Source organism: Streptomyces sp. NRRL S-920 (assembly GCF_000717945.1).
In the GTDB taxonomy this organism is placed as follows: domain Bacteria; phylum Actinomycetota; class Actinomycetes; order Streptomycetales; family Streptomycetaceae; genus Streptomyces; species Streptomyces alboniger.
Genome location: NZ_JODF01000025.1, coordinates 69,200 through 88,128, shown reverse-complemented (window position 1 = coordinate 88,128; position 18,929 = coordinate 69,200). Strand labels below are relative to the sequence as shown.

Genomic DNA, 18,929 nt, shown 5'->3' with positions numbered 1-18,929 from the left:
CGACACGCACCCACCCCAGGCGGCCACGGGCACCGAGCCCGCGAACCGACCCCCGAGGAAACCGGAACCGACGCACCCGCCAGCCCTCGGCAGAGCCGGACCCGTACCGGCCCTCGGCCGAGCCGGACCAGTACCGACCATGGCCGAAACCGTGCCACCCGGCAGCCCGCCCCCCGGCCGGAAGCCGTGCCCGTCGGAGTCCATACCGGCGACGCTCGTGACTCAGCCGTCGTCGGCGCGGCGCGCGGTGCGCCCGGATATCTGCACCCGGTCGATCGTGCCGGTGGCCGGATCGCGGTGGAACCGGCCACCGGGTTCGACACGCCCGGTGGCCGGATCGCGCAGATCGCAGGACAGGTCGGCGTAGCAGACCAGGGGAAGGGGCAGGTCCCCGTCGACGGACAGGGCAGGTGTCCCGTCCGGTCCGAGTGCGACGCGGTAGGTCGTGGTGCCGTTGCGGTACGTGCCCACGCAGTCGGGCAGGCCGACGGGGCGGCCCCGGTCCGCGGTGAGCACGTCAGCGGGCACCCGGATGCCGGTGAGCCGGGCCAGGTCCTCGGCGAGGTCGCGCCAGAGCGCGGTGGCGCTCCCGGCGTTGCCCGTGAAGGCCACCACGACCCCGCTTTCGGGGTCCGCCCGCAGGTGGCAGGAGGTGCCCTGGGCGTTGCCGTCGTGGCCGCACCACACCCGGCCGTCCCGCTGATACAGGGCGAGTCCGGCGCCCCAGCCGTCGGCGAGCGTCCCCGGGTCGGCGGCGATGTCGGCCCGGCGCATCTCCTTGGCGACGGCGGGCGGCAGCACGTCCGAGCGGCCGGTCAGCGCGCTGCCGAACGCGACCAGGTCCAGGGCGCTCGCGAGGAGCGCGCCGGCCGGTGCCTCCAGCGGTGCCAGGTTCTGCCGGGCGGCGACGGCCTGCCCGGTGGCGGTGTTGAGGGCGTGCCCCGCGGCCACCGGACGTACGGGCGCGGCGTCGCCGACGAACGCGGGCAGGACGCCGAGGGGTTCGAGAAGCAGCGCCCGGACCGCCTCGGGCCACGGCATGCCGGTGACGGTCTCCACGAGCCGTCCGGCGGCGACGTAACCGGCGTTGGAGTACGAGAAGTCGGTCCCGGGCGTGAACAGCAGGTCGCGGGCGGTGCAGACGGCCGTCAGATAGCGGGCGGGGGTGGTCGCGGCGGCGGTGTCGGAGTCGGGCCCCGTGGGCAGTCCCCCGGTGTGGTTGAGGAGTTGACGGATCGTCACCTCGGGGGTTCCGGTCAGTTCGGCCAGGTGCTCGGCGGCCGGTTCGTCCAGGTCGAGGTCGCCGTCGTCGACCAGGAGCATGACGAGGGCCGCGGTGAAGGGCTTGGTGAGCGACCCCAGCGGCACCGCGGTGTCCGCCGTGAAGGGGCGGCCGGTGGTGACGTCGGCGGTGCCGGTGTGTACGGCGACGATGTCGCTGCCGGTGTCCAGGGCCAGTTGGGCGCCGGGCACCCGGTGGGTCCGGGCCAGCTCGTCGAGGCGGTCTTGCAGCTCACGGCTTATGCGGGACGGGGCCTGTAAGGCGACCGGAGCGGTGGGTATGGCGTACGGCATGAGAAGGGGACTCCCGTTGAGTGGGTCTCATGTGCGGGTGTGCCGAGCGAGCCCGGGAATGAGCGGTCCGGGCCGGTCGGGGAGCGCTGCGCGCGCCGGGGTCTACGGTCTGCCGACCTCTACGGGCAGATGTCTGACGCCGATGATGACGGCCGGGTTCTGGTAGACGATGTCCGCGTAGGAGGGGATCACCAGTTTGCGGAACCGTTCATGCAACATGTGAAGAGCGATCCGCGCTTCGAGCCGGGCCAGCGGCGCGCCGAAACAGAAGTGGATGCCGTGCCCGAAGGTCAAGTGGGGATTGGGGCTTCGGGTCACGTCGAGGACGTCGGGGGCGGTGAAGCGGGCCGGGTCCCGGTTGGCGGCGCCGAGGTGGGCCATCAGCATCGTGTCGGCCGGGATCTCGTGACCGCCGAGGACCACGGGGCGGGTGACCCTGCGGCCCAGTTCGGGGAAGGGCGGCAGCCAGCGCAGGATTTCCTCGACGGCGGCCGGGATGCGCGTGGGGTCGGCGCGCAGCGCGGCATCCGTGTCGGGGTGACCGTCGAAGGTGACGATCGCGTTGCCCAGCAGCGCGGTCGTGGTGATGTGCCCGGCGACCAGGAGCAGGGCCACGAAGCCGACCATCTCCTGGTCGCCGAGGCGGACACCGTCCACCTCGGCGGCTATGAGTCTGCTGGTGAGGTCGTCGCCGGGGTCGGCGCGGCGGGCGCGGATGTGCTCCAGCATGTAGCTGTTCATCTCGCGCACGGTGGGGGCGATGGCTTCCAGCGCCCGCTCCAGGTCGGCCATGTCGGGCGCCTCGCCGAGCTGGTCACCGCCGAACAGGACGCTCGCCCACTCCTGGAAGAGCCGGTGCTCCTCCGCGGGGATGCCGAGGAGTTCGGCGATCACGATGATCGGCAGCGGGTAGGCCAGCGCGTCGACCAGGTCGAATCGGTCGCGGTCGGCCACGGCGTCGAGGAGCCGGGCGCAGACGGCCTCGATGCGGGGCTCGAGTCCCTGGACGACGCGTGGGGTGAAGGCCTGGCTCACCAGGGCGCGGAGCTTGCGGTGTTCGGGCGGGTCCATGCCGACGAAGTTGCCCTGGGTGAAGGTCTCGAAGTCGGACTGGGTGGGTGCGAGGGTGGAGAGTTCCGAGGAGTACGTCGCCGGGTCGGCGAGCACGGTGGAGACGGTCTCGTGGTCGAGCACCTGCCAGACGCGCTGGGTCTCGTCGTACCGCACCGGCCCGGTCTCGTGTAAGCCCCGCCAGCGGTCGGGTAACTCCTCCAAGAGGGGTCGCTCGCCGGTCGGTTGCTTGCTGATCACCTTGTCTCCCTTGCTAGCGGCTGGCGCGTGCGGGCACGGTGGGGTCACGCGCACAGAGGTGTGGTGGAGCGGACCTGCCGGGGCGCGGCGGCCCCGGGCATGGCTGTGTCACTGTCGCCCGGATCCGAACGGGAACGGCACGCGCTCCGTGGGAACCTCGTACGGCGGGACCCTCGGACCCTCGTACGGCAGGACCCTCGGACGGCGGGACAGTCGACCGGCGTCAGTCGGACACCGGCGCGGGCTCCCGGCCCTCAGTACATGCGGTGCAGGATGCCGCGGGGCCGCACGGCCGGCCACGGCCCCGCAGTCGGCCCAGTCGTGCGGCGCGCCAATCCGACATAACCCATCCCCCTCGGTGATACCTCCCGCGCACCGGACGCGCGGGACCCTCCCGGCTCCTGGACGGACGGCGGACCCCCCAGTCCCGGCCGTACTAAACGAGTGTTCGAGTATGCGATCGTGGCGCGCGCCCAGCCATGACTGGCATGGCACACCCCCTCGGAACACCTTCGTTTCGATGGAACTCGGCCACAGTCTTCACGGCGAGTCACGCTCAAGCAACCCCCTGAGGTTGAACGGAGAGTGCTCCATCGGTGCTTTTGCGTCACCACTCAGCCACTTCGTCCAGCCAACCTCGTATCGAGGCCGGCCACCGAATGTCGCACCGCCGCGTGTGCCCCGGCACCTCATCCGCAAACCGGACCGCGCGGAAAAGAACGCGGCCAGTGCGCGGACAGGCACGCCGGACGCGGCCGGACGGGACCGGCCGCACACCTCGCCACGCCGTCTGCATTTCGGCCGAGATCTCTTCTGATCTGGGGTGATGATTTGGCCAGCGGACGCTCCGGGTCCCGTCGACGGGGCGGTGGCGCAACACGCCGTGGGCGCATCCGGTCCACGACCGAAGCGTCCCGGTCGGCCACGCGCCACCCCCGCACCGCTTGCCCGCACCGCGGCCGGAGGGGGCCCTGCGCCGCATTCAACGCTCAGTTTCGGCCAATTGGCGGTCGGTGGCCCTGCGATGGACCCGCGCACCGCTGGTCATGGCGTCATGTGCGAGCACCGCACACCGCGGGCGGGGAAGGCGACCTCCATCTCCTCCTCCATGGCGCCGAAGAAGCGTCGCCCGTCGGACGACTGCCGTGAGGTCGACCAGGTGTAGTCCCTGCACGGTTCCATGGCGGTGTGCAGGACGTGACGGCCGAGCCCCTGTCCCTGCCAGTGACTGGCGATGGCGATATTGACCACGTACCCGATGTGGCACGCGTGGCAGACCTGGTACTCGAGGCAGCCCACCGGGCGGTGGTCCGCGTCCAGGACGGACACGGTCTGCCGGCCCGCGGGCAGCGCGGCGAACACGCGCTCGAAGCTGACCTGTCCACGCACCGAGATCACCCCGCCTACGACACCCCGCGTGGTCCGGGCGGATGCCCTTGGCCATGCAAGTCGAAAAGCCCGGTGCGCGGCCAAGAAGCCGCACAAGAGCACTCGAACGGGGCAATGACGCCGCGCCGACGGGCCTCGGTCAGCTCCGGTCGGTTCCTGTCACGTTCTTTGCACCGCGTCGGGCCGTGAGCCCGGCTCTGTGGCCCGCCGCCGGTCCAGGCGGGCCACCACTGGGCCGGCCGTGACACCGTGCAGCACGACCGAGACCAGCACCGTGAAGGTCACCACCGCCCACAACTCCCGTTCCGGGACCAGGAAGTCCTGCTGGCCCAGCGCGTAGGCGAGGTAGTACAGCGAACCGATGCCACGGATCCCGTAGCACGCCACCACCTGGCGCTCCTGGCCCCGCAGGCGGCCTCCCAGCAGCCCGGTCCACCCTGCCAGCGGCCGGACCACCAGCAGGAGCAGCACGGCGGTCGCGGCGCCCTGCCAGGTGAGCGGCGCCAGGCCGCCCAGCGCGATGAAGGCGCCCAGGAGGAACAGCAGCGTCGCGGTCAGCAGCCGTTCGACCTGTTCGACGAAATCGTGCAGCACGTTGTGGAAGCCGTGGGCGCGTTCGGCCGCTCTGACGGCGCACGCGGTGGTGAACACGGCGAGGAAGCCGTAGCCGCCCGCGAGTTCGGTCGCCCCGTACGCCAGGAAGGTGGCGGCCAGCGCGACGAACCCCTCCCGGTACTCGGACAGCCGCAGCACTGAGGAGCGGGTACGGAAGAACAGCCAGGCCAGCAGCTTGCCGATCAGCAACCCGCACAGCACGCCGATGCCGCACTTGAGGACGACGTCCCGTGCCGCCCATGATCCGATCCACTCCGTCGACCAGCCACTGCCCGCGGCGGCCGCCAGCGCGATCGCCGCGTACGTCAGGGGGAAGGCGAGGCCGTCGTTGAGACCCGCTTCGCTGGTGAGGGCGAACCGCACCTCGTCCTCGTCGTGCTTGTCCTCGGTGGGCTCCCCCACCCGTATCTCCGAGGCGAGCACCGGGTCCGTGGGGGCGAGGACCGCCGCGAGCAGCAGCGCGGCGGCCGGCGGCCAGTCCAGCAGCCACCACGCGAGCAGGCCCGTCGCCAGCACGGTCAGCGGCATCGTGACGCCGAGAAGACGCCAGGTCGAGGCCCACAGGCGTCGGCCCACGGGGCGGTTGAGCGCCAGTCCGGCGCCCATCAGGGCGATGATGACGCAGACCTCGGTGGCGTGCTCCGTCACGAGGCGCTGCTCCACCGGGTCCACCCTCGGCAACGGCAGCGGCAGCGCGTACACGAGGATGCCGCTCACCATGAACACCACGGGCAACGAGAGGGGCCGCCCGGCCACCACCCGCGGCAGCACCGCCGCGAGCAGCGCTCCCACCCCCAGCCACGCGAAGACCGCATCGGCAATGGTCACTGCGCTGAGTCCGTTCTGTTGGCGCCCCTCGCTCTCGGGGCGCTGACGTACGTGGGCCGGCCCCCGGGACGCCGGGCGGGACAAACCTGTTCGGCCGGACATCCCGGCAGGTAGCTTGGATAGGGAGTCCCCTCCGAGGGAGGCCGTCCCATGCCGTGGTTCGTCTGGCTGCTCACCGCCGCGGCGCTCGGTGCCGTGGAGTTCTTCACCCTGACACTCGTCTTCGGTCTGCTGGCGGGTGCCGCGCTGGTGGCCGCCGTGGTCGCCGGGGCGGGCGTCGGCATCCTCGGCCAGCTCGTGGCTCTCGCGGCGACCGGGCTGGCGGGCCTGGTGATCATCCGCCCGATCGCTCTGCGGCACATGGCGCAGCCTCCCCTCACGCTCGAGGGGAGCGACGCGCTGATCGGCAAGCGGGCCGAGGTCCTGCGGGAGGTCACCGCCACCCGCGGCCTGATCAAACTGTGCGGAGAGGAATGGTCCGCCCGCGCCCTCGACGAAAGCCATGTCATCCCGGTGGGCGGGCTGGTGGACGTGATGGAGATCGAAGGCGCCACGGCCGTCGTCTACCCCCGCGATCTCCTTCCATGAACGGCTGAACTCCCAGCACTGCATGAACGGCTGAACTCCCAGCACAGGAGGAAACGTGGAACCGGTGCTCATCCTGATTCTCATGGCGGCGATAGTCGTCGTCTTCCTCGTGGCCTCCACCGTGCGGATCGTCCCGCAAGCGCGCCGCTACAACGTCGAGCGGTTCGGCCGGTTCCGCCGGACGTTGCAGCCCGGACTGAACTTCGTCCTGCCGGTGGCGGACCGCATCAACACCAAACTCGATGTGCGCGAGCAGGTGTATTCGTCCGAACCCAAGCCGGTGATCACCGAGGACAACCTGGTGGTGAACATCGACACCGTGCTCTATTACCAGGTCACCGACCCGCGGGCGGCGGCCTACGAGGTCGCCGACTACCTCCAGGCGATCGATCAACTGACCGTGACGACGCTGCGGAACGTCATCGGCAGCATGGACCTGGAGGGGACGCTCACCTCGCGAGAGGTGATCAACGCCCAGCTCCGCGCGGTCCTCGACGATGCCACCGGCAAGTGGGGCATCCGGGTCAACCGCGTCGAGATCAAGGCCATCGATCCGCCCCACACCATCAAAGAGGCCATGGAGAAGCAGATGCGGGCCGAGCGCGACAAGCGCGCGGCCATCCTGCACGCCGAAGGGGAGCGGCAGGCCAAGATCCTCACCGCGGAGGGCACGAAGCAGAAGGACATCCTCGAAGCGCAGGGCGCACAACAAGCCATGATCTTGCGGGCGGACGGTGAGGCGAAGGCCGTGGAGCGCGTCTTCCAGGCGGTCCACCGCAACAACGCCGACCCGAAGATCCTGGCGTACAAGTACCTTGAGACGCTCCCCCACTTGGCGAAGAGCGACAACAACACGTTCTGGGTGATCCCGGGAGAGCTGACCGAGGCGGTGCGTACCGTCACCGGCGCGTTCGGCGACCGCTCGGCGATGGGGCTGCCCGACCACGCGGGGGCTGAGGCCGCCACGGGCGGCACCGAGTCGCTCGACGCCGTCGCGGCTGTCGACGAGGCCACGAAGCAGGCCGCCGCCGCGGTGCACGACGCCAAGGCCGAGGCCGAGGCGGCGAGTACGCCCACCGTGCCGAGCCGAGGGCTTACCTCCGACGACTGAGGAGTTCCTGTCGTCGTACAGGCGCCGGTGCGGCGCCCGGCCCGTGGCTGATTCGGTCCCTATGCAGGCGGACGGCACGATCACGAGACTGATCCTCAGGAACCGGCCTGCATCAGCGGACAACGGAGGCACATCCATGCCGTACCAAGGTGGTTCACGTGGCGAGGACGCGGCTCGTGACTACTACGAGACCAGCGACGTCGACACGTTCTACGCCTATGTCTGGGGCGGCGAGGACATCCACACGGGGATCTACGAACACGCCGGGGAGGCGGTCGCGGACGCCTCCCGACGCACGGTGGAGCGCGTCGCCGACAAGGTGGCCGACCTCCTCACCCCCCAAGCCAGGGTGCTGGACATGGGATCCGGTTACGGCGGTCCGGCCCGCTATCTGGCCGCCACCTTCGGCTGCCCGGTCACCGCACTGAACATCAGCGAGACGCAGAACCGGCACCACCGCACCGTCAACGTCGAGCGGGGGCTGGACGGCCTCATCGACGTGGTCACGGAATCGTTCCAGGACATCCCCTTCGAGGACGGCCGCTTCGACGTCGTCTGGTCCCAGGAGGCCTTCTGTCACAGCCCGGACCGCGCACGCACCCTGGCCGAGGCCGTGCGCGCCCTCAAGCCGGGCGGCGCCCTGGCCTTCACCGACGTGATGACCGACGAGAGCGCCTCCGCCCAGGCGCTGCGCCCCGTCGTGTCCCGGCTGAAGGTGGACGGGCTGGCCACGCCGGACTTCTACCGCCGTTCGCTCCCCGGGCTCGGCATGTCACCTGTCGAATTCGACGATCTCAGCGACGAGTTGGGCAACCACTATGTGCGGCTCATGGAGGAGACCCACCAGCGCGAACAGGAATTGCGCACCGTCATCAGCTCCGACTACGTCGACACGCTCTTGAACAGTCTGTCCCTGTGGGTCGACGCCGCGCAGCGAGGACAGCTGCGCTGGGGCATCTTTCACTGCCGTCGCCTCTGAGTCGTCCCTGCACGGGACTGGTTCCAAAGTCTCTGTCCACGTAAGCCCCTCGGCCGATGACCGCCCCGGACACTGAAGTGATCATGTGGGCTGTCCGCTCGAACCGAGGAGGAGCCATGTGGGTGGAGCAGGTGGACTGGGTCGAGATCCCGGCCGGGTCGCTGCGTCGGGGTACGCCGGCCGACGAGGTGGCGGCAGTGGCCCGCCGCTATGCGGACACCGGGGTGCCCGTCGAGTGGTACCTGAAGGAAGCCCCGCGCGCGGAGATCCAGGTCCCGGCGTTCCGGATCGCCCGTACCCCGGTCACGGTCGGCCAGTGGACGCGCTTCGCGACGGCCACCGGCCGGCCCGTCCCGCAGGCACCGGCGGACCACCCGGTCGTCGGGGTCGCCTGGGACGCGGCATCGGCCTACTGCCGGTGGCTGGGGGAACAGCTCGGCGGCCTCCAGGTACGGCTGCCCACGGAGGACGAGTGGGAGCGCGCCGCGCGGGGCGACGACGGCCGGGAGTTCCCCTGGGGCGATGAGTACCGCACCGGCCTGGCCAATCTGGTGGACCTCGGCATCGGCACGACGTCGCCGGTCGGTTCGTTCCCCGAGGGTGCCAGCCCTTTCGGGGTGCTGGACATGGCGGGCAACGCCGACGAGTGGACCTCCACCCTCTACGCGCCCTATCCCGGCGCGCCCGCCGGTGTGCCGGGCGTCGAGGACTGGGCCTTCGATCGGCACGTCACCCGGGGCGGCGCGTTCCGCCACGACCGGGACCTGGCCCGGTGTGCCCGCCGGCACGGCGCCTATGAGCCGGATCTCGCGGCGATCGGCGTGGGTTTCCGCGTGGCGGCACCGGCCGCGTAGACCGGGCACCGTGGCGGCGCCCCATGGCGGGTGGTGCCGGGAAATTGGTGGCGGACCCGGCCGGTCATGATGAAGATCGCGGCATGACCGACTTCCTGGAGACCGACCGGCTCGTCCTGCGCGCGTTCACCACCGCCGACACCGGCCACCTGCTCGACCTGGACAACGACCCCGAGGTCATGCGCTTCATCAACGGTGGCCGCCCCACCGACCGCGAGGCGATCGAGACACGGACCCTGCCGCGGCTCCTGCGCGTGTACCCGTGCTGGGACAGCCCCGGCTACTGGGCCGCGCGGGAGAAGTCCACCGGCGTCTTCCTCGGCTGGTTCGAGTTCCGGCCGCTGGCGGAGCACAGCCCCGCCGTGGTCGAACTCGGTTACCGCCTGAACCGGGCGGCATGGGGCCGCGGCTACGCCACGGAGGGCTCCCTGGCCCTGATCCACAAGGGGTTCACGGACCTGGAGGTCGAGCGGGTCACGGCGAACACGATGGCCGTCAACGCCCGTTCCCGTCGCGTCATGGAGAAGTCCGGCCTGTCCTTCCTCCGGAACTTCACCGAGGACTGGCCGGAGGCGATCGAGGGCTCCGAGCACGGTGAGGTGGAGTACGAACTCACCCGGGCCGAATGGCAGCGGATAGCCCGATAGTGGCACCCAAGTAACCGTTAACCCCAGTATTGACCCATTACTCAGCGGCTGCGGGAGCACTGACCCGGGGAGACGATGGTGGTCACGGTGCCGACGGTCGGGAGGAGCGGCTGGCCATGGACAAGGACCGGCGTCAGGCCGATATCGGTCCCGCGGAGGGTGCGGAGCTGAGTCGCTCACCGCGGGGCGGGCTCCTGGACGTCCTGGGCGTGGCGGCCATCGTGCTGGACGCGGACGGGCGGATCGTGTTCTGGAATCCGCAGGCCGAGGCACTGACGGGCTACAGCGCCGGGGAGGCGCTCGGCCGGTACGCCGCCCAGCTTCTGGTGGCGGACGAGCACGTCGACCTCGTGCTCCGGTTGTTCGCCGAGGTGATGGGCGGCGAGGGGAGCTGGGCGGGCACCTTTCCCGTGCGGCACAAGGACGGCCGGACGCGGCTGCTGGAGTTCCGCAACATGCGGCTGGAGGACGATCTCGGCGATCTGTACGCGCTGGGGCTCGCCACCGACCAGGCGGTCCTGCGGCGCGTGGAACGGGACCTGGCGCTGTCGGTGCGGCTCGTGGACCAGTCACCGATCGGTCTCGCCGTCATGGACACCGAGCTGCGGTACGTGATGGTCAATCCGGCGCTCGAACGGATCAACGGCCTGCCCGCCGACGAACACCTCGGCCGGCGGGTGGGCCAGGTGCTGCCGTTCCTGGACGCCGACAGCATCGAGTCCGCGATGCGCCAGGTCATGGTCTCCGGGACGCCGCTGCTCGATCAGGAGACCGTCGCCCGCGACCCCGTCGACCCGGACAGCGAGCATGCCTGGTCGGTGTCCTTCTACCGGCTGGAGGACCCCGGCGGGAAGGTGCTGGGGGTGGCGACGTCGGTGGTGGACGTCACCGACCGTTACCGGGCGGGCAAGGACGCGGACCGGGCCCGGCACCGGCTCGCCGTCGTCGCCGACGCCTCCGTGCGCATCGGGACGACCCTGGACCTGGAGCAGACCGCCCGGGAGCTGGCCGATGTCGCCGTACCCGAACTCGCCGACCTGGCCGCCGTGGACATCCTCGACTCCGCTCTGGCAGGCCACCGCACCCCCGTGTCCGCGAGCGGACCGGCGGTGTTCAAGGCCCTGGCGGTCGCCGCCGCCTACCCCACCGACGCCGCCGCGGCGGCCGACCCTCCGGGCGAGGTGGCCCGCTACGACGCCGACCGTCTGGTGACCCGGTGTGTGAACACCAGCCGGCTGGTCATGGTGCCGCACGTCGACGAGGACGACCTGTCCCACATCGCCCGCGACCCCAGGGCCGCCGCTCTGCTGGCCCAGGCAGGGGTCCACTCCTATCTGGCCGTCCCCCTGATCGCCCGCGGCGAAGTCCTCGGCGCCCTGGATCTCGTGCGGGCCCGCAACCCCCTGGCCTTCACCGACGACGACGCCACCCTGGCCGGTGAACTGGCCGCCCGCGCCGCCGTGTGCATCGACAACGCCCGCTGGTACCAGCAGCAGCGCGATACCGCGCTCACCCTCCAGCGCAGCCTCCTGCCCCAGCCGCCGCCGCACCTGTTCGGACTGGAGGTCGCCTCCCGCTACCAGCCCGCCAGCGCGGCCGTCGAAGTGGGCGGCGACTGGTACGACATCCTCCCCCTCAGCGGGGACCGCACCGCGCTCGTCGTCGGCGACGTCATGGGCAGCGGTATCAACGCCGCCACCACCATGGGACGGCTGCGCACCGCCACCCAGACACTCGCCGGGCTGGACCTGGCGCCCGCGGAGGTCCTGCGCAACCTGGACCGGATCACCGCTTCCCTGGCCCCCTACATCGCCACCTGCACCTACGCGCTCTACGACCCCCATCACGCGCAGTGCCACATCTCCACCGCCGGACACCTGCCCCCTGTCCACATGCGGCCGGGGCACCCGCCCGAACTCCTCGACCTGCCGACCGGCGCCCCGCTGGGTGTCGGCGGAGTGCCCTTCCGGACCACCGCCGTGGACCTCGACCCCGGCGACCAGATCCTGCTGTACACCGACGGTCTGGTCGAGACCCGTGACGAGGACATCGACACTCGCCTGAACGTCCTCCTCGCCCTCCTCGACGGCCCCCACCGCGGCCTCGAGTACACCTGCGACCACCTGCTGGCCGCGCTGCGGCATCCCGGCGGCCACGACGACGTGGCCCTCCTCATCGCCCGGGTCCGCCGGTGAACGCGCGAAGGCCGCGCGTACGGATGTACGCGCGGCCATCGCCCTCATCAAGGTGCCGGGCGTCGCTCAGACCGTCTTGCTGAGGCGGTCGGCGAGCAGGGCGGCGAAGCGCGCCGGGTCGGCCAGTTCGCCGCCTTCGGCGAGCAGGGCGGTGCCGTACAGCAGCTCGGCCGTCCCGCTCAGCTCCGGATCGTCGGGCCGCTTCTCATGAGCCGCCCTGACCGCGCCGACCAGCGGATGCTTCGGGTTCAGTTCGAGGATGCGCTTGACCGACGGGAGTTCCTGGCCCATCGCCTTGTACATCTTCTCCAGGGCCGGCGTGAGGCCGTCGGTGTCGCTGACCAGGCACGCCGGTGAGCTGGTGAGCCGGGTCGTCAGGCGCACCTCCTTGACGTCGTCGAGCGTGTCGTTGAGCCAGGTCAGCACGGCCGCGAAGGACTCGGCCTGCTCCGGCGAGGGCTCCTCCTCCGAGGGCAGGTCCACCGCGCCACGGGTGATGGACTGGAACTCCGTACCCGCGTAGTCGTGGACCCCCTCGACCCAGATCTCGTCCACCCGGTCGGTGAGCAGCAGGACCTCGTACCCCTTGGCCCGGAACGCCTCCATGTGCGGGGAGTTCTCGATCTGTGCGCGGCTGTCGCCGGTCATGAAGTAGATCTTGTCCTGGCCCTCCGGCATCCGGGCGAGGTAGTCGGCCAGGGTGGTGGGCTCGTCGCCCGCGGTGGAGGCGAAGGAGGCGATGTCGAGGATCGCCTTGTGGTCCTCCGCCCGGTCGAGGAGCCCCTCCTTGACGGCGGGCCCGAACTCGCGCCAGAACGTGCGGTACTTCTCGGCGTCCTTGCTCATCAGGTCCTTGATGGACGCCAGGACCTTCTTGGCCAGCCGACGGCGGATGAGCTGGATGTGCCGGTCCTGCTGGAGGATCTCGCGGGAGATGTTCAGCGACAGGTCCGCGGCGTCCACCACGCCCTTGACGAAGCGCAGGTGGTCGGGCAGGAGTTCGCGGCTGTCGTCCAGGATGAACACGCGCTTGACGTACAGCTGGAGGCCGTGGCGGGCGTCCCGCTGGTAGAGGTCGTGCGGGGCGCGCGAGGGCAGGAACAGCAGGGCCTCGTACTCGAAGGTGCCCTCGGCCCGCATCTGGATGATGTCGAGCGGGTCCGTCCAGTCGTGGCTGATGTGCCGGTAGAACTCCCCGTACTCCTCATCGCTCACCTCGGAGCGCGGGCGGGCCCAGAGCGCCTTCATCGAGTTGAGGGTGCTCTCCCCCATGCGGACGGGGAAGGAGATGAAGTCCGAGTACCGCTTGACGATCTCCCGGATCTTCGATTCGTCGGTGTAGTCGTAGAGCGCGTCCTCCTCGTCGGCGGGCCGCAGGTGCACGCGGATCGACGTGCCCACGGGCGCGTCCTCGACGGTCTCGATCGTGTACGTGCCGTCGCCGTCCGACTCCCAGCGCACGCCCGTCTGCTCACCGGCCTTGCGGGTGAGCAGGGTGACCTTGTCGGCGACCATGAAGACGGAGTAGAAGCCGACGCCGAACTGGCCGATCAACTCGGCCGATTCCTTGTTCTCCTTGAGCCGGCGCAGTGTCTCGGCCGTGCCGGATCTGGCGATGGTGCCGATCAGCCCCACGACCTCATCACGCGTCATGCCGATGCCGTTGTCCCGCACGGTCAGCGTGCGGGCCTCCTTGTCGGCCTCGATCTCGATGTGCGGGTCGTCCGTCTTGAGGCTGTCGTCCTTCAGGCCGGCCAGGCGCCGTTTGTCCAGGGCGTCAGAGGCGTTGGAGATGAGTTCGCGAAGGAAGATGTCCTTGTTCGAGTAGATCGAGTGGACCATCAGCTCCAGCAACTGCCGTGCCTCGGCCTGAAACTCCAGCGTCTCGGTACTCATGACTTCCCTTCTCGTCGGATGGTCTGTGCGACGCCAACATTTTCCGACACCATTTTCCGCGATGGCGCGCGGGCCCGTCACATCCGCCGGGCTACATCCCCCCGGCTACCCGCAGCACCGCCCCCGTGGCGTACGAGGCGTCGTCGGACAGCAGCCACGCGACGGCGCCGGCGATCTCGTCCGGGTGGCCCGCACGCCGCATCGGGATGTTGTCGGCCACCTTGGCGGGCCGCTGCGGATCTTCGTGGAAGTCGGTCCACACCGTGCCGGGGGCCACGCAGTTGACCCGGATGCCGTCGGCGGCGACCTCCTTGGACAGGCCCACCGTCAAGGCGTCGACCGCGGCCTTCGCGGCGGCGTAGTGCACGTACTGCCCCGGACTGCCGAGCGTCGCCGCGGCCGAGGAGATGTTGACGACGCAGCCGCCGCCGGACGCGGTCATCGCGCGGACGGCCTGGCGCGCGCAGAGCAGATAGCCGAGCACGTTGACCTCCAGGGCGGCCCGCATCCCGGCGGGGTCGGCGTCGGCGAGGCGCCCGTTGGGGCCGCTCACTCCCGCGTTGTTCACCAGGCCGGTGACCGGCCCGAGGGCGGCCGCGGCCTCGAAGAGCGCGGCGACGTCGTGTTCGTCGGCGGTGTCCACGGCGACGGCCAGGGCACGCCGGCCGGCCGACTCGACCTCGGCGGTAACGGCGCGGGCCGCCGCCTCGTCTGAGCGGTAGCCGACCACGATGTCGTGGCCCTCCGCCGCGAGCCGGCGGCAGATCGCAGCACCGATGCCCCGGCTGCCCCCCGTGACGACGGTGATCTTCTGGTGTCCTCGCATGTCCGTCCTTTGCTCGGTCTGTGATCGGTTCGTGAGCGGTCTGTGAGCGGTCTGATGGGGCCGGGCCCGGTCAGGGGCCGTGCGCGGCCGTCCGAGCGTAGTTACCGCACCTCAGGCCCGCTCGCCCCGCCCCGCTTGCCGAGCGCCGAGAGGCCGAGGGCCAGGAGCGCGAGCACCTCGAACGCGGCCGCGGTCGCGGTGAGCGCCGTCAGGGAGCCTCCTGCCAGGGCGAGCCCGCCCACGGCGCCGCCGATCGCCAGACCCAGATAGGACGAGGAGCCGTTGAGGGAGAGGGCCACCGTGGGCTCGGGGATGTCCAGGCTCGCGATGCGGTGGTTCTGCGCGGTGGGCAGGGCCCATGAGGCGACGCTGATCACCGCGAGCAGCACGCCGAACACGCTCAGGACGGCCCACCGGGCCTGCGGCTGCCCCAGGCTCAGGAGGACCATGGCGCACAGCCCGGCGAGGAGCACCGCCACCGCGGTGGTGTACGCGCGCTGCCCGCCCCACGCGTCCGAGGCGCGGCCGCCCGCCGTGCTGCCGGCCATGGCGGCGACGCCCCACACCAGCAGGAACGCGCTCACACCGGCCGCGCCGACGCCGGTGAGGCCCATCGCAAGGGGCGCGATGTAGATGAAGAGGACGAACTCGCCCGCGCAGGCGAGCGTGTTGGTCACCAGCGCGGAGAGCACCTGCGGGTGCGTCGCCGCCCTCAGTCGCTGTACGAGCGTCACCCCGGCCGGCGACGGCACGCGCGGCAGCCCGGGGACCAGGGCGAGTGCGGCCGCGGCCGACAGGACGGCGACCAGGACGAGCGTCATGCGCCAGTGCCCGACCGCGCCCACCAGGGTGCCGAGCGGAATGCCCAGGGCGGTGGCGGCGGACATGCCTCCGGCGACCGTGGCGATGGCCCTCCCCCGCCGCTCGGGCGAGCTGATGCCCACCGCGACCACCATGGCGCAGGGCAGGTAGAGCCCCGCCCCGAGAGCGGCCACGACCCTCGATGCCATCAGTACGGGGTACGTGGGGGCCACGGCGCCCAGGAGGTTGGCGGCGACGAAGATCCACAGCGCGGCGAGCAGGAGCCGCTTGCGGTCGAACCTGGCGGTGAGCGCGGCGAGCACCGGTGCCGAGATGGCGTACAACAGGGCGAAGACGCTGATCAGCTGGCCCGCGGCGGCGGTGGAGACGTGGAGGTCGGCCACGATGTGGTCGAGCAGCCCGCTGATGATGAGGCTGTCGGTGCCGATGCTGAACGCGCCCAGGGCGAGGGTGAGCAGGAGGAGTCTGTGGGCGCGGGCCGTCCGGCGGCCGGGGTCGTCGACGGTCTGCGTGCCGGTCATGACCGGGCCTTTCCTCGGCCGCGGTCGGCGGTCGCCTGCGGGAACCGGCTCAGGTAGGCGTCGTTGCGGGCGTCGACGAGGTCGAGCAGTTCGCCGAGCCGCCGCAGGGCGTCGGCGTCCGGTGTCCAGGCCCAGGTCTCCCGGGGTTCCACCACCGCTCCCCTGCGGGTCTTGGCCTCGAACCCCTCGAAGCCCAGGCGCACCCCGTCGAGCCGCTGGGCGATGGCGGTGCGGACGGGGTGGTAGAAGGCCGCCCACGGGTAGGCGGCACCGCGGTCCTCGACGGCGTAGTCGCAGCCGTAGGTCATGAAGACGACGCTCTTGCGGCCCAGCAGGTGCAGGGCGCAGGCGACGGTCTCGCCGTCGCGCCGGACGACGGGGACGCGCACCGCGTCGGGCAGCCGGTCGGCCAGCGTGATCCTGGCCAGGCGTATCGCCTCCGCGTCGGCGATGCCGCCGTGCTTGACGAGCGTGTTGGCCTCCAGCTCGGCGACGCGCGCCGCGTGCTGGGCGAGGTCGGCCTCCCCGCGGGTCAGGTGCTCCGATGCGGTGAGGCTCTGCTCCTCCGTGCGGTACAGACGGCGGCGTCGGCTGGGCAGCGCCGCCAGATACTCCTCGTAGCTGTCAAAGCCCGCGGTCTCGATCCGCGAGGCGCCCGTCAGGGTCCCGCGGCGGAATCCGGCCGCGGTGAGGGTGGCGCGCAGCACCGTGTCGGCGGGGCTGACGTAGGGGAAGACGACGGCGCCCGCGCCCTTGTCGGCCGCGGTGGACTGGGCGGCGCGCACCAACCGCGCGGCGAGGTCGGCCTGTTGGGCTTCGTCCGCCTCGGGGGCGTACAGCAGCTCGCTGCGGTCGAACTCCCGGATCACGAGGCACGGGCCGACGCGCCGGGTCAGCTCCTGCCACAACGGCAGGCGCGTGTCGGACCCGGCGCCGCGGACGAGCGCGCTGCGGGCGCGGCGCAGGGCCTCGCCGGTCTGCTCGCTGTCGTTGTCGTCCAGGCGCAGGACGGCCTCACTGCCGAGGAACTTCCAGGGGTCACTGGTCAGCCCGCTCCCCGGTACCGCGACGACGCCTCTGAGGGCCGCCGTGAGCCGGCCCGCCGAGCGGGCGGTGAGCAGCAGGCTCTCGCCGGGCTCGAGGTACTCCCGGAACTGGAGGAAGCCTCGTGCGGAGTCGATGTCCGAAGCGCGGGTGAACGCGTCCCACTCGGGTGAGGGGATGTCGTCCACCGTGCGAAGAGTGTCCGTTACGAGCACTGGATGGTCCTCTGTCTTCCCGTATGCGCCGTGCTGCCGGGGCGGGTTCGCCGTCGTGTGCGGGCGAAGGGGTGACCGGCGGGACGGCCGCCCCGGCCGGTCACTCCGGACCCCGTCAGATGTCGCCGTTCGACTGCTCGATGAACTGTGCGGACCACTTGCGCTTCGCCCGCAGGCTGAGCTTGTTGACCGCGTCGGGGACGAGACCCATGGGACGGCGGATGTCGACGATCAGCATCACGCGCTGGCCGTCGCTCTCGTTGTAGACCTCGTGCTCGAACGTGTCGTCGATGAGGATGGCCTCGCCCTCCTTCCAGGTGTGCATTTCCTTGTCCACGCGCAGCCGGGGCGGGTTGTTCTCGGGGACGGTCAGCGGCAGGTGGTAGCGCAGGATGCCGGCGTACGGGCCCTCGTGTGCCTTGAGCGTCACGCCGGGCTCCAGGATCGCGATGATCGCGTTGACCACCGACGGGGTCCGCTCCGCGAAGTCGACGAACGTGGGGCAGTCCCGGTAGGCGTTGGGGTTGGTCTCGCCGAGCATGTACGCGTAGTAGAGGCGCCACTCCTCGGAGACCTCGGCGGCGCGCAGCGGGTCGATGTCGCCGTACGCGCGGACGTTGCGCGTCTCGACGAGACGGGTGACCTCGGCCTTGATCTGGTCGAACTGGGCGTCGAGCTTGCGCGCTTCCGGGAAGAGCGCGTACGGGGACATGATGCGGAAGCGGCTCCTGCCGCCGCTGTTCCGCAGGAAGTAGTTGTTGACGGCCTTGCGGACGCCGGGCTGGTTGATGCTCAGGGAGCCCTTCATCGGTTTCTCCTCATGGTCGGGCGCGTGGGGGCGGGCGCGTGGGGCGGTGGGTCAGGGGCGGCACGTGGCGTAGAGGAAACCGGGGTGGATCTCCTCGACCTCGCACGTCCAGCCAAGGGCGCTCAGCCGCCGCTCCAGCTCGGCCGGCTCGCGGAAGACCTTGACGATGCGGAAGGTGCGGCCGTCCTCCAGAGAGCGCTGGACGGCCACGTCCGGCGCCTCGGCGTCCAGTTGCTCCAAGTCGCGCGCCTCACCGGTCACGTCGACGAACTCGACGACACCGTCGGGGCGGACCGCCTGGCGGACCGCGCCCCAGAACGCGTCGAAGTTCTCGTCGGGGACGTGGGCGAGCCAGTGGGCGAAGAAGACTCCGTCCCACTGCCGTTCGGGCGTCCAGTCGAAGAGGTCCTGCTGGTGGAACTCCGCGTTGGCCAGGCCGTGCCGCCGGGCCTCCTCGATCATTTCCGGCGAACCGTCGAGGCACGTGACCGTGTCGGCCACCTCGGCGAGGTGACGCGTCCAGTAGCCGGTTCCGCTGGCGAGTTCGAGGACCTCGCCGCGCAGGTTGCCCGAGCGCAGGCGTGCCATGGCGGCGGGCAGGCCCGGGTCCATATAGGGCACGAACGTGGTGTCGTACTCCGCCGCGCGGGCGCGGTAGTAGCCGAGCTGGCTGTCGATGAGGGTTCGGGAATCCACTTGTCGTCC

16 protein-coding genes are annotated in these 18,929 nt (G+C 71.0%); 6 read left to right on the top strand and 10 right to left on the bottom strand.

Translation table 11 applies throughout. The annotated features are described in order from the left end of the window. Nucleotides 1-222: 222 nt before the first annotated feature. The 4 genes from IG54_RS0119475 to IG54_RS0119460 form a co-directional block, all read right to left on the bottom strand. On the bottom strand, nt 223-1,575 hold the full coding sequence (locus tag IG54_RS0119475) for a serine hydrolase domain-containing protein (protein ID WP_030785550.1): 1,353 nt from the start codon (nt 1,573-1,575) through the stop codon (nt 223-225). 102 nt (nt 1,576-1,677) lie between these two features. Further along, nucleotides 1,678-2,886: a cytochrome P450 gene (locus IG54_RS0119470; protein ID WP_030785547.1), complete on the bottom strand. Its 1,209-nt coding sequence runs from the start codon at nt 2,884-2,886 to the stop codon at nt 1,678-1,680. Nucleotides 2,887-3,930: 1,044 nt separating this feature from the next. Further along, nucleotides 3,931-4,275: a GNAT family N-acetyltransferase gene (locus tag IG54_RS0119465; RefSeq protein WP_158708887.1), complete on the bottom strand. Its 345-nt coding sequence runs from the start codon at nt 4,273-4,275 to the stop codon at nt 3,931-3,933. Between the two features lie 159 nt (nt 4,276-4,434). Further along, a complete protein-coding gene (locus IG54_RS0119460) occupies nt 4,435-5,718 on the bottom strand; it encodes a cation:proton antiporter (protein ID WP_030785542.1) in 1,284 nt (427 codons plus the stop codon). 150 nt (nt 5,719-5,868) lie between these two features. Between IG54_RS0119460 and IG54_RS0119455 the strand changes: the two genes are divergently transcribed. The 6 genes from IG54_RS0119455 to IG54_RS0119430 all read left to right on the top strand — a co-directional run bounded on the left by IG54_RS0119455 (nt 5,869) and on the right by IG54_RS0119430 (nt 12,092). Then, the gene (locus IG54_RS0119455; RefSeq protein WP_030785540.1) at nt 5,869-6,306 is read left to right on the top strand and encodes an NfeD family protein; all 438 of its coding nucleotides are present in this window, start codon (nt 5,869-5,871) and stop codon (nt 6,304-6,306) included. Nucleotides 6,307-6,361: 55 nt separating this feature from the next. Then, nucleotides 6,362-7,417 carry an SPFH domain-containing protein gene (locus IG54_RS0119450; protein WP_030785536.1) on the top strand — a complete coding sequence of 352 codons (1,056 nt, stop codon included), beginning with the start codon at nt 6,362-6,364 and terminating at the stop codon, nt 7,415-7,417. Nucleotides 7,418-7,553: 136 nt separating this feature from the next. Then, nucleotides 7,554-8,396, top strand: coding sequence for an SAM-dependent methyltransferase (locus tag IG54_RS0119445; protein WP_030785533.1), 843 nt, complete (start codon nt 7,554-7,556; stop codon nt 8,394-8,396). A 116-nt stretch (nt 8,397-8,512) separates the two neighbouring features. Beyond that, entirely contained in the window at nt 8,513-9,250 is a 738-nt protein-coding gene (locus IG54_RS0119440) for a formylglycine-generating enzyme family protein (RefSeq protein ID WP_030785526.1), read from the top strand. A gap of 83 nt (nt 9,251-9,333) precedes the next feature. After that, nucleotides 9,334-9,897, top strand: coding sequence for a GNAT family N-acetyltransferase (locus tag IG54_RS0119435; RefSeq protein WP_030785523.1), 564 nt, complete (start codon nt 9,334-9,336; stop codon nt 9,895-9,897). A gap of 116 nt (nt 9,898-10,013) precedes the next feature. Continuing rightward, entirely contained in the window at nt 10,014-12,092 is a 2,079-nt protein-coding gene (locus IG54_RS0119430; protein WP_051819679.1) for a SpoIIE family protein phosphatase, read from the top strand. A gap of 66 nt (nt 12,093-12,158) precedes the next feature. On the opposite strand, the gene htpG is transcribed toward IG54_RS0119430, so the two are convergent. The 6 genes from htpG to IG54_RS0119400 all read right to left on the bottom strand — a co-directional run bounded on the left by htpG (nt 12,159) and on the right by IG54_RS0119400 (nt 18,920). Beyond that, nucleotides 12,159-13,988: a molecular chaperone HtpG gene (gene htpG, locus IG54_RS0119425; RefSeq protein ID WP_030785517.1), complete on the bottom strand. Its 1,830-nt coding sequence runs from the start codon at nt 13,986-13,988 to the stop codon at nt 12,159-12,161. Between the two features lie 91 nt (nt 13,989-14,079). Then, nucleotides 14,080-14,814 (bottom strand): SDR family NAD(P)-dependent oxidoreductase, encoded by a 735-nt coding sequence (locus IG54_RS0119420; RefSeq protein WP_030785514.1) that lies wholly within the window; start codon nt 14,812-14,814, stop codon nt 14,080-14,082. A 101-nt stretch (nt 14,815-14,915) separates the two neighbouring features. Beyond that, entirely contained in the window at nt 14,916-16,157 is a 1,242-nt protein-coding gene (locus IG54_RS0119415) for an MFS transporter (protein ID WP_051819678.1), read from the bottom strand. Next, the gene (locus IG54_RS0119410) at nt 16,154-17,416 is read right to left on the bottom strand and encodes a GNAT family N-acetyltransferase (protein ID WP_078594278.1); all 1,263 of its coding nucleotides are present in this window, start codon (nt 17,414-17,416) and stop codon (nt 16,154-16,156) included. The genes IG54_RS0119415 and IG54_RS0119410 overlap by 4 nt, the downstream gene beginning before the upstream one ends. A gap of 115 nt (nt 17,417-17,531) precedes the next feature. Next, entirely contained in the window at nt 17,532-18,224 is a 693-nt protein-coding gene (locus IG54_RS0119405; RefSeq protein ID WP_030785505.1) for an aspartyl/asparaginyl beta-hydroxylase domain-containing protein, read from the bottom strand. 51 nt (nt 18,225-18,275) lie between these two features. Then, nucleotides 18,276-18,920, bottom strand: a complete 645-nt coding sequence (locus IG54_RS0119400) for a class I SAM-dependent methyltransferase (protein ID WP_037897441.1) — start codon at nt 18,918-18,920, stop codon at nt 18,276-18,278. Nucleotides 18,921-18,929 lie beyond the last annotated feature (9 nt).

What these genes read in the sequence shown, in the direction of transcription:
- IG54_RS0119475 (WP_030785550.1), bottom strand. Translation starts at nt 1,575, where the DNA reads ATGCCGTACGCCATACCCACCGCTCCGGTCGCCTTACAGGCCCCGTCC.
- IG54_RS0119455 (WP_030785540.1), top strand. Translation starts at nt 5,869, where the DNA reads ATGCCGTGGTTCGTCTGGCTGCTCACCGCCGCGGCGCTCGGTGCCGTG.
- IG54_RS0119445 (WP_030785533.1), top strand. Translation starts at nt 7,554, where the DNA reads ATGCCGTACCAAGGTGGTTCACGTGGCGAGGACGCGGCTCGTGACTAC.
- IG54_RS0119440 (WP_030785526.1), top strand. Translation starts at nt 8,513, where the DNA reads ATGTGGGTGGAGCAGGTGGACTGGGTCGAGATCCCGGCCGGGTCGCTG.
- IG54_RS0119435 (WP_030785523.1), top strand. Translation starts at nt 9,334, where the DNA reads ATGACCGACTTCCTGGAGACCGACCGGCTCGTCCTGCGCGCGTTCACC.
- IG54_RS0119430 (WP_051819679.1), top strand. Translation starts at nt 10,014, where the DNA reads ATGGACAAGGACCGGCGTCAGGCCGATATCGGTCCCGCGGAGGGTGCG.
- htpG (WP_030785517.1), bottom strand. Translation starts at nt 13,988, where the DNA reads ATGAGTACCGAGACGCTGGAGTTTCAGGCCGAGGCACGGCAGTTGCTG.
- IG54_RS0119420 (WP_030785514.1), bottom strand. Translation starts at nt 14,814, where the DNA reads ATGCGAGGACACCAGAAGATCACCGTCGTCACGGGGGGCAGCCGGGGC.
- IG54_RS0119415 (WP_051819678.1), bottom strand. Translation starts at nt 16,157, where the DNA reads ATGACCGGCACGCAGACCGTCGACGACCCCGGCCGCCGGACGGCCCGC.
- IG54_RS0119405 (WP_030785505.1), bottom strand. Translation starts at nt 18,224, where the DNA reads ATGAAGGGCTCCCTGAGCATCAACCAGCCCGGCGTCCGCAAGGCCGTC.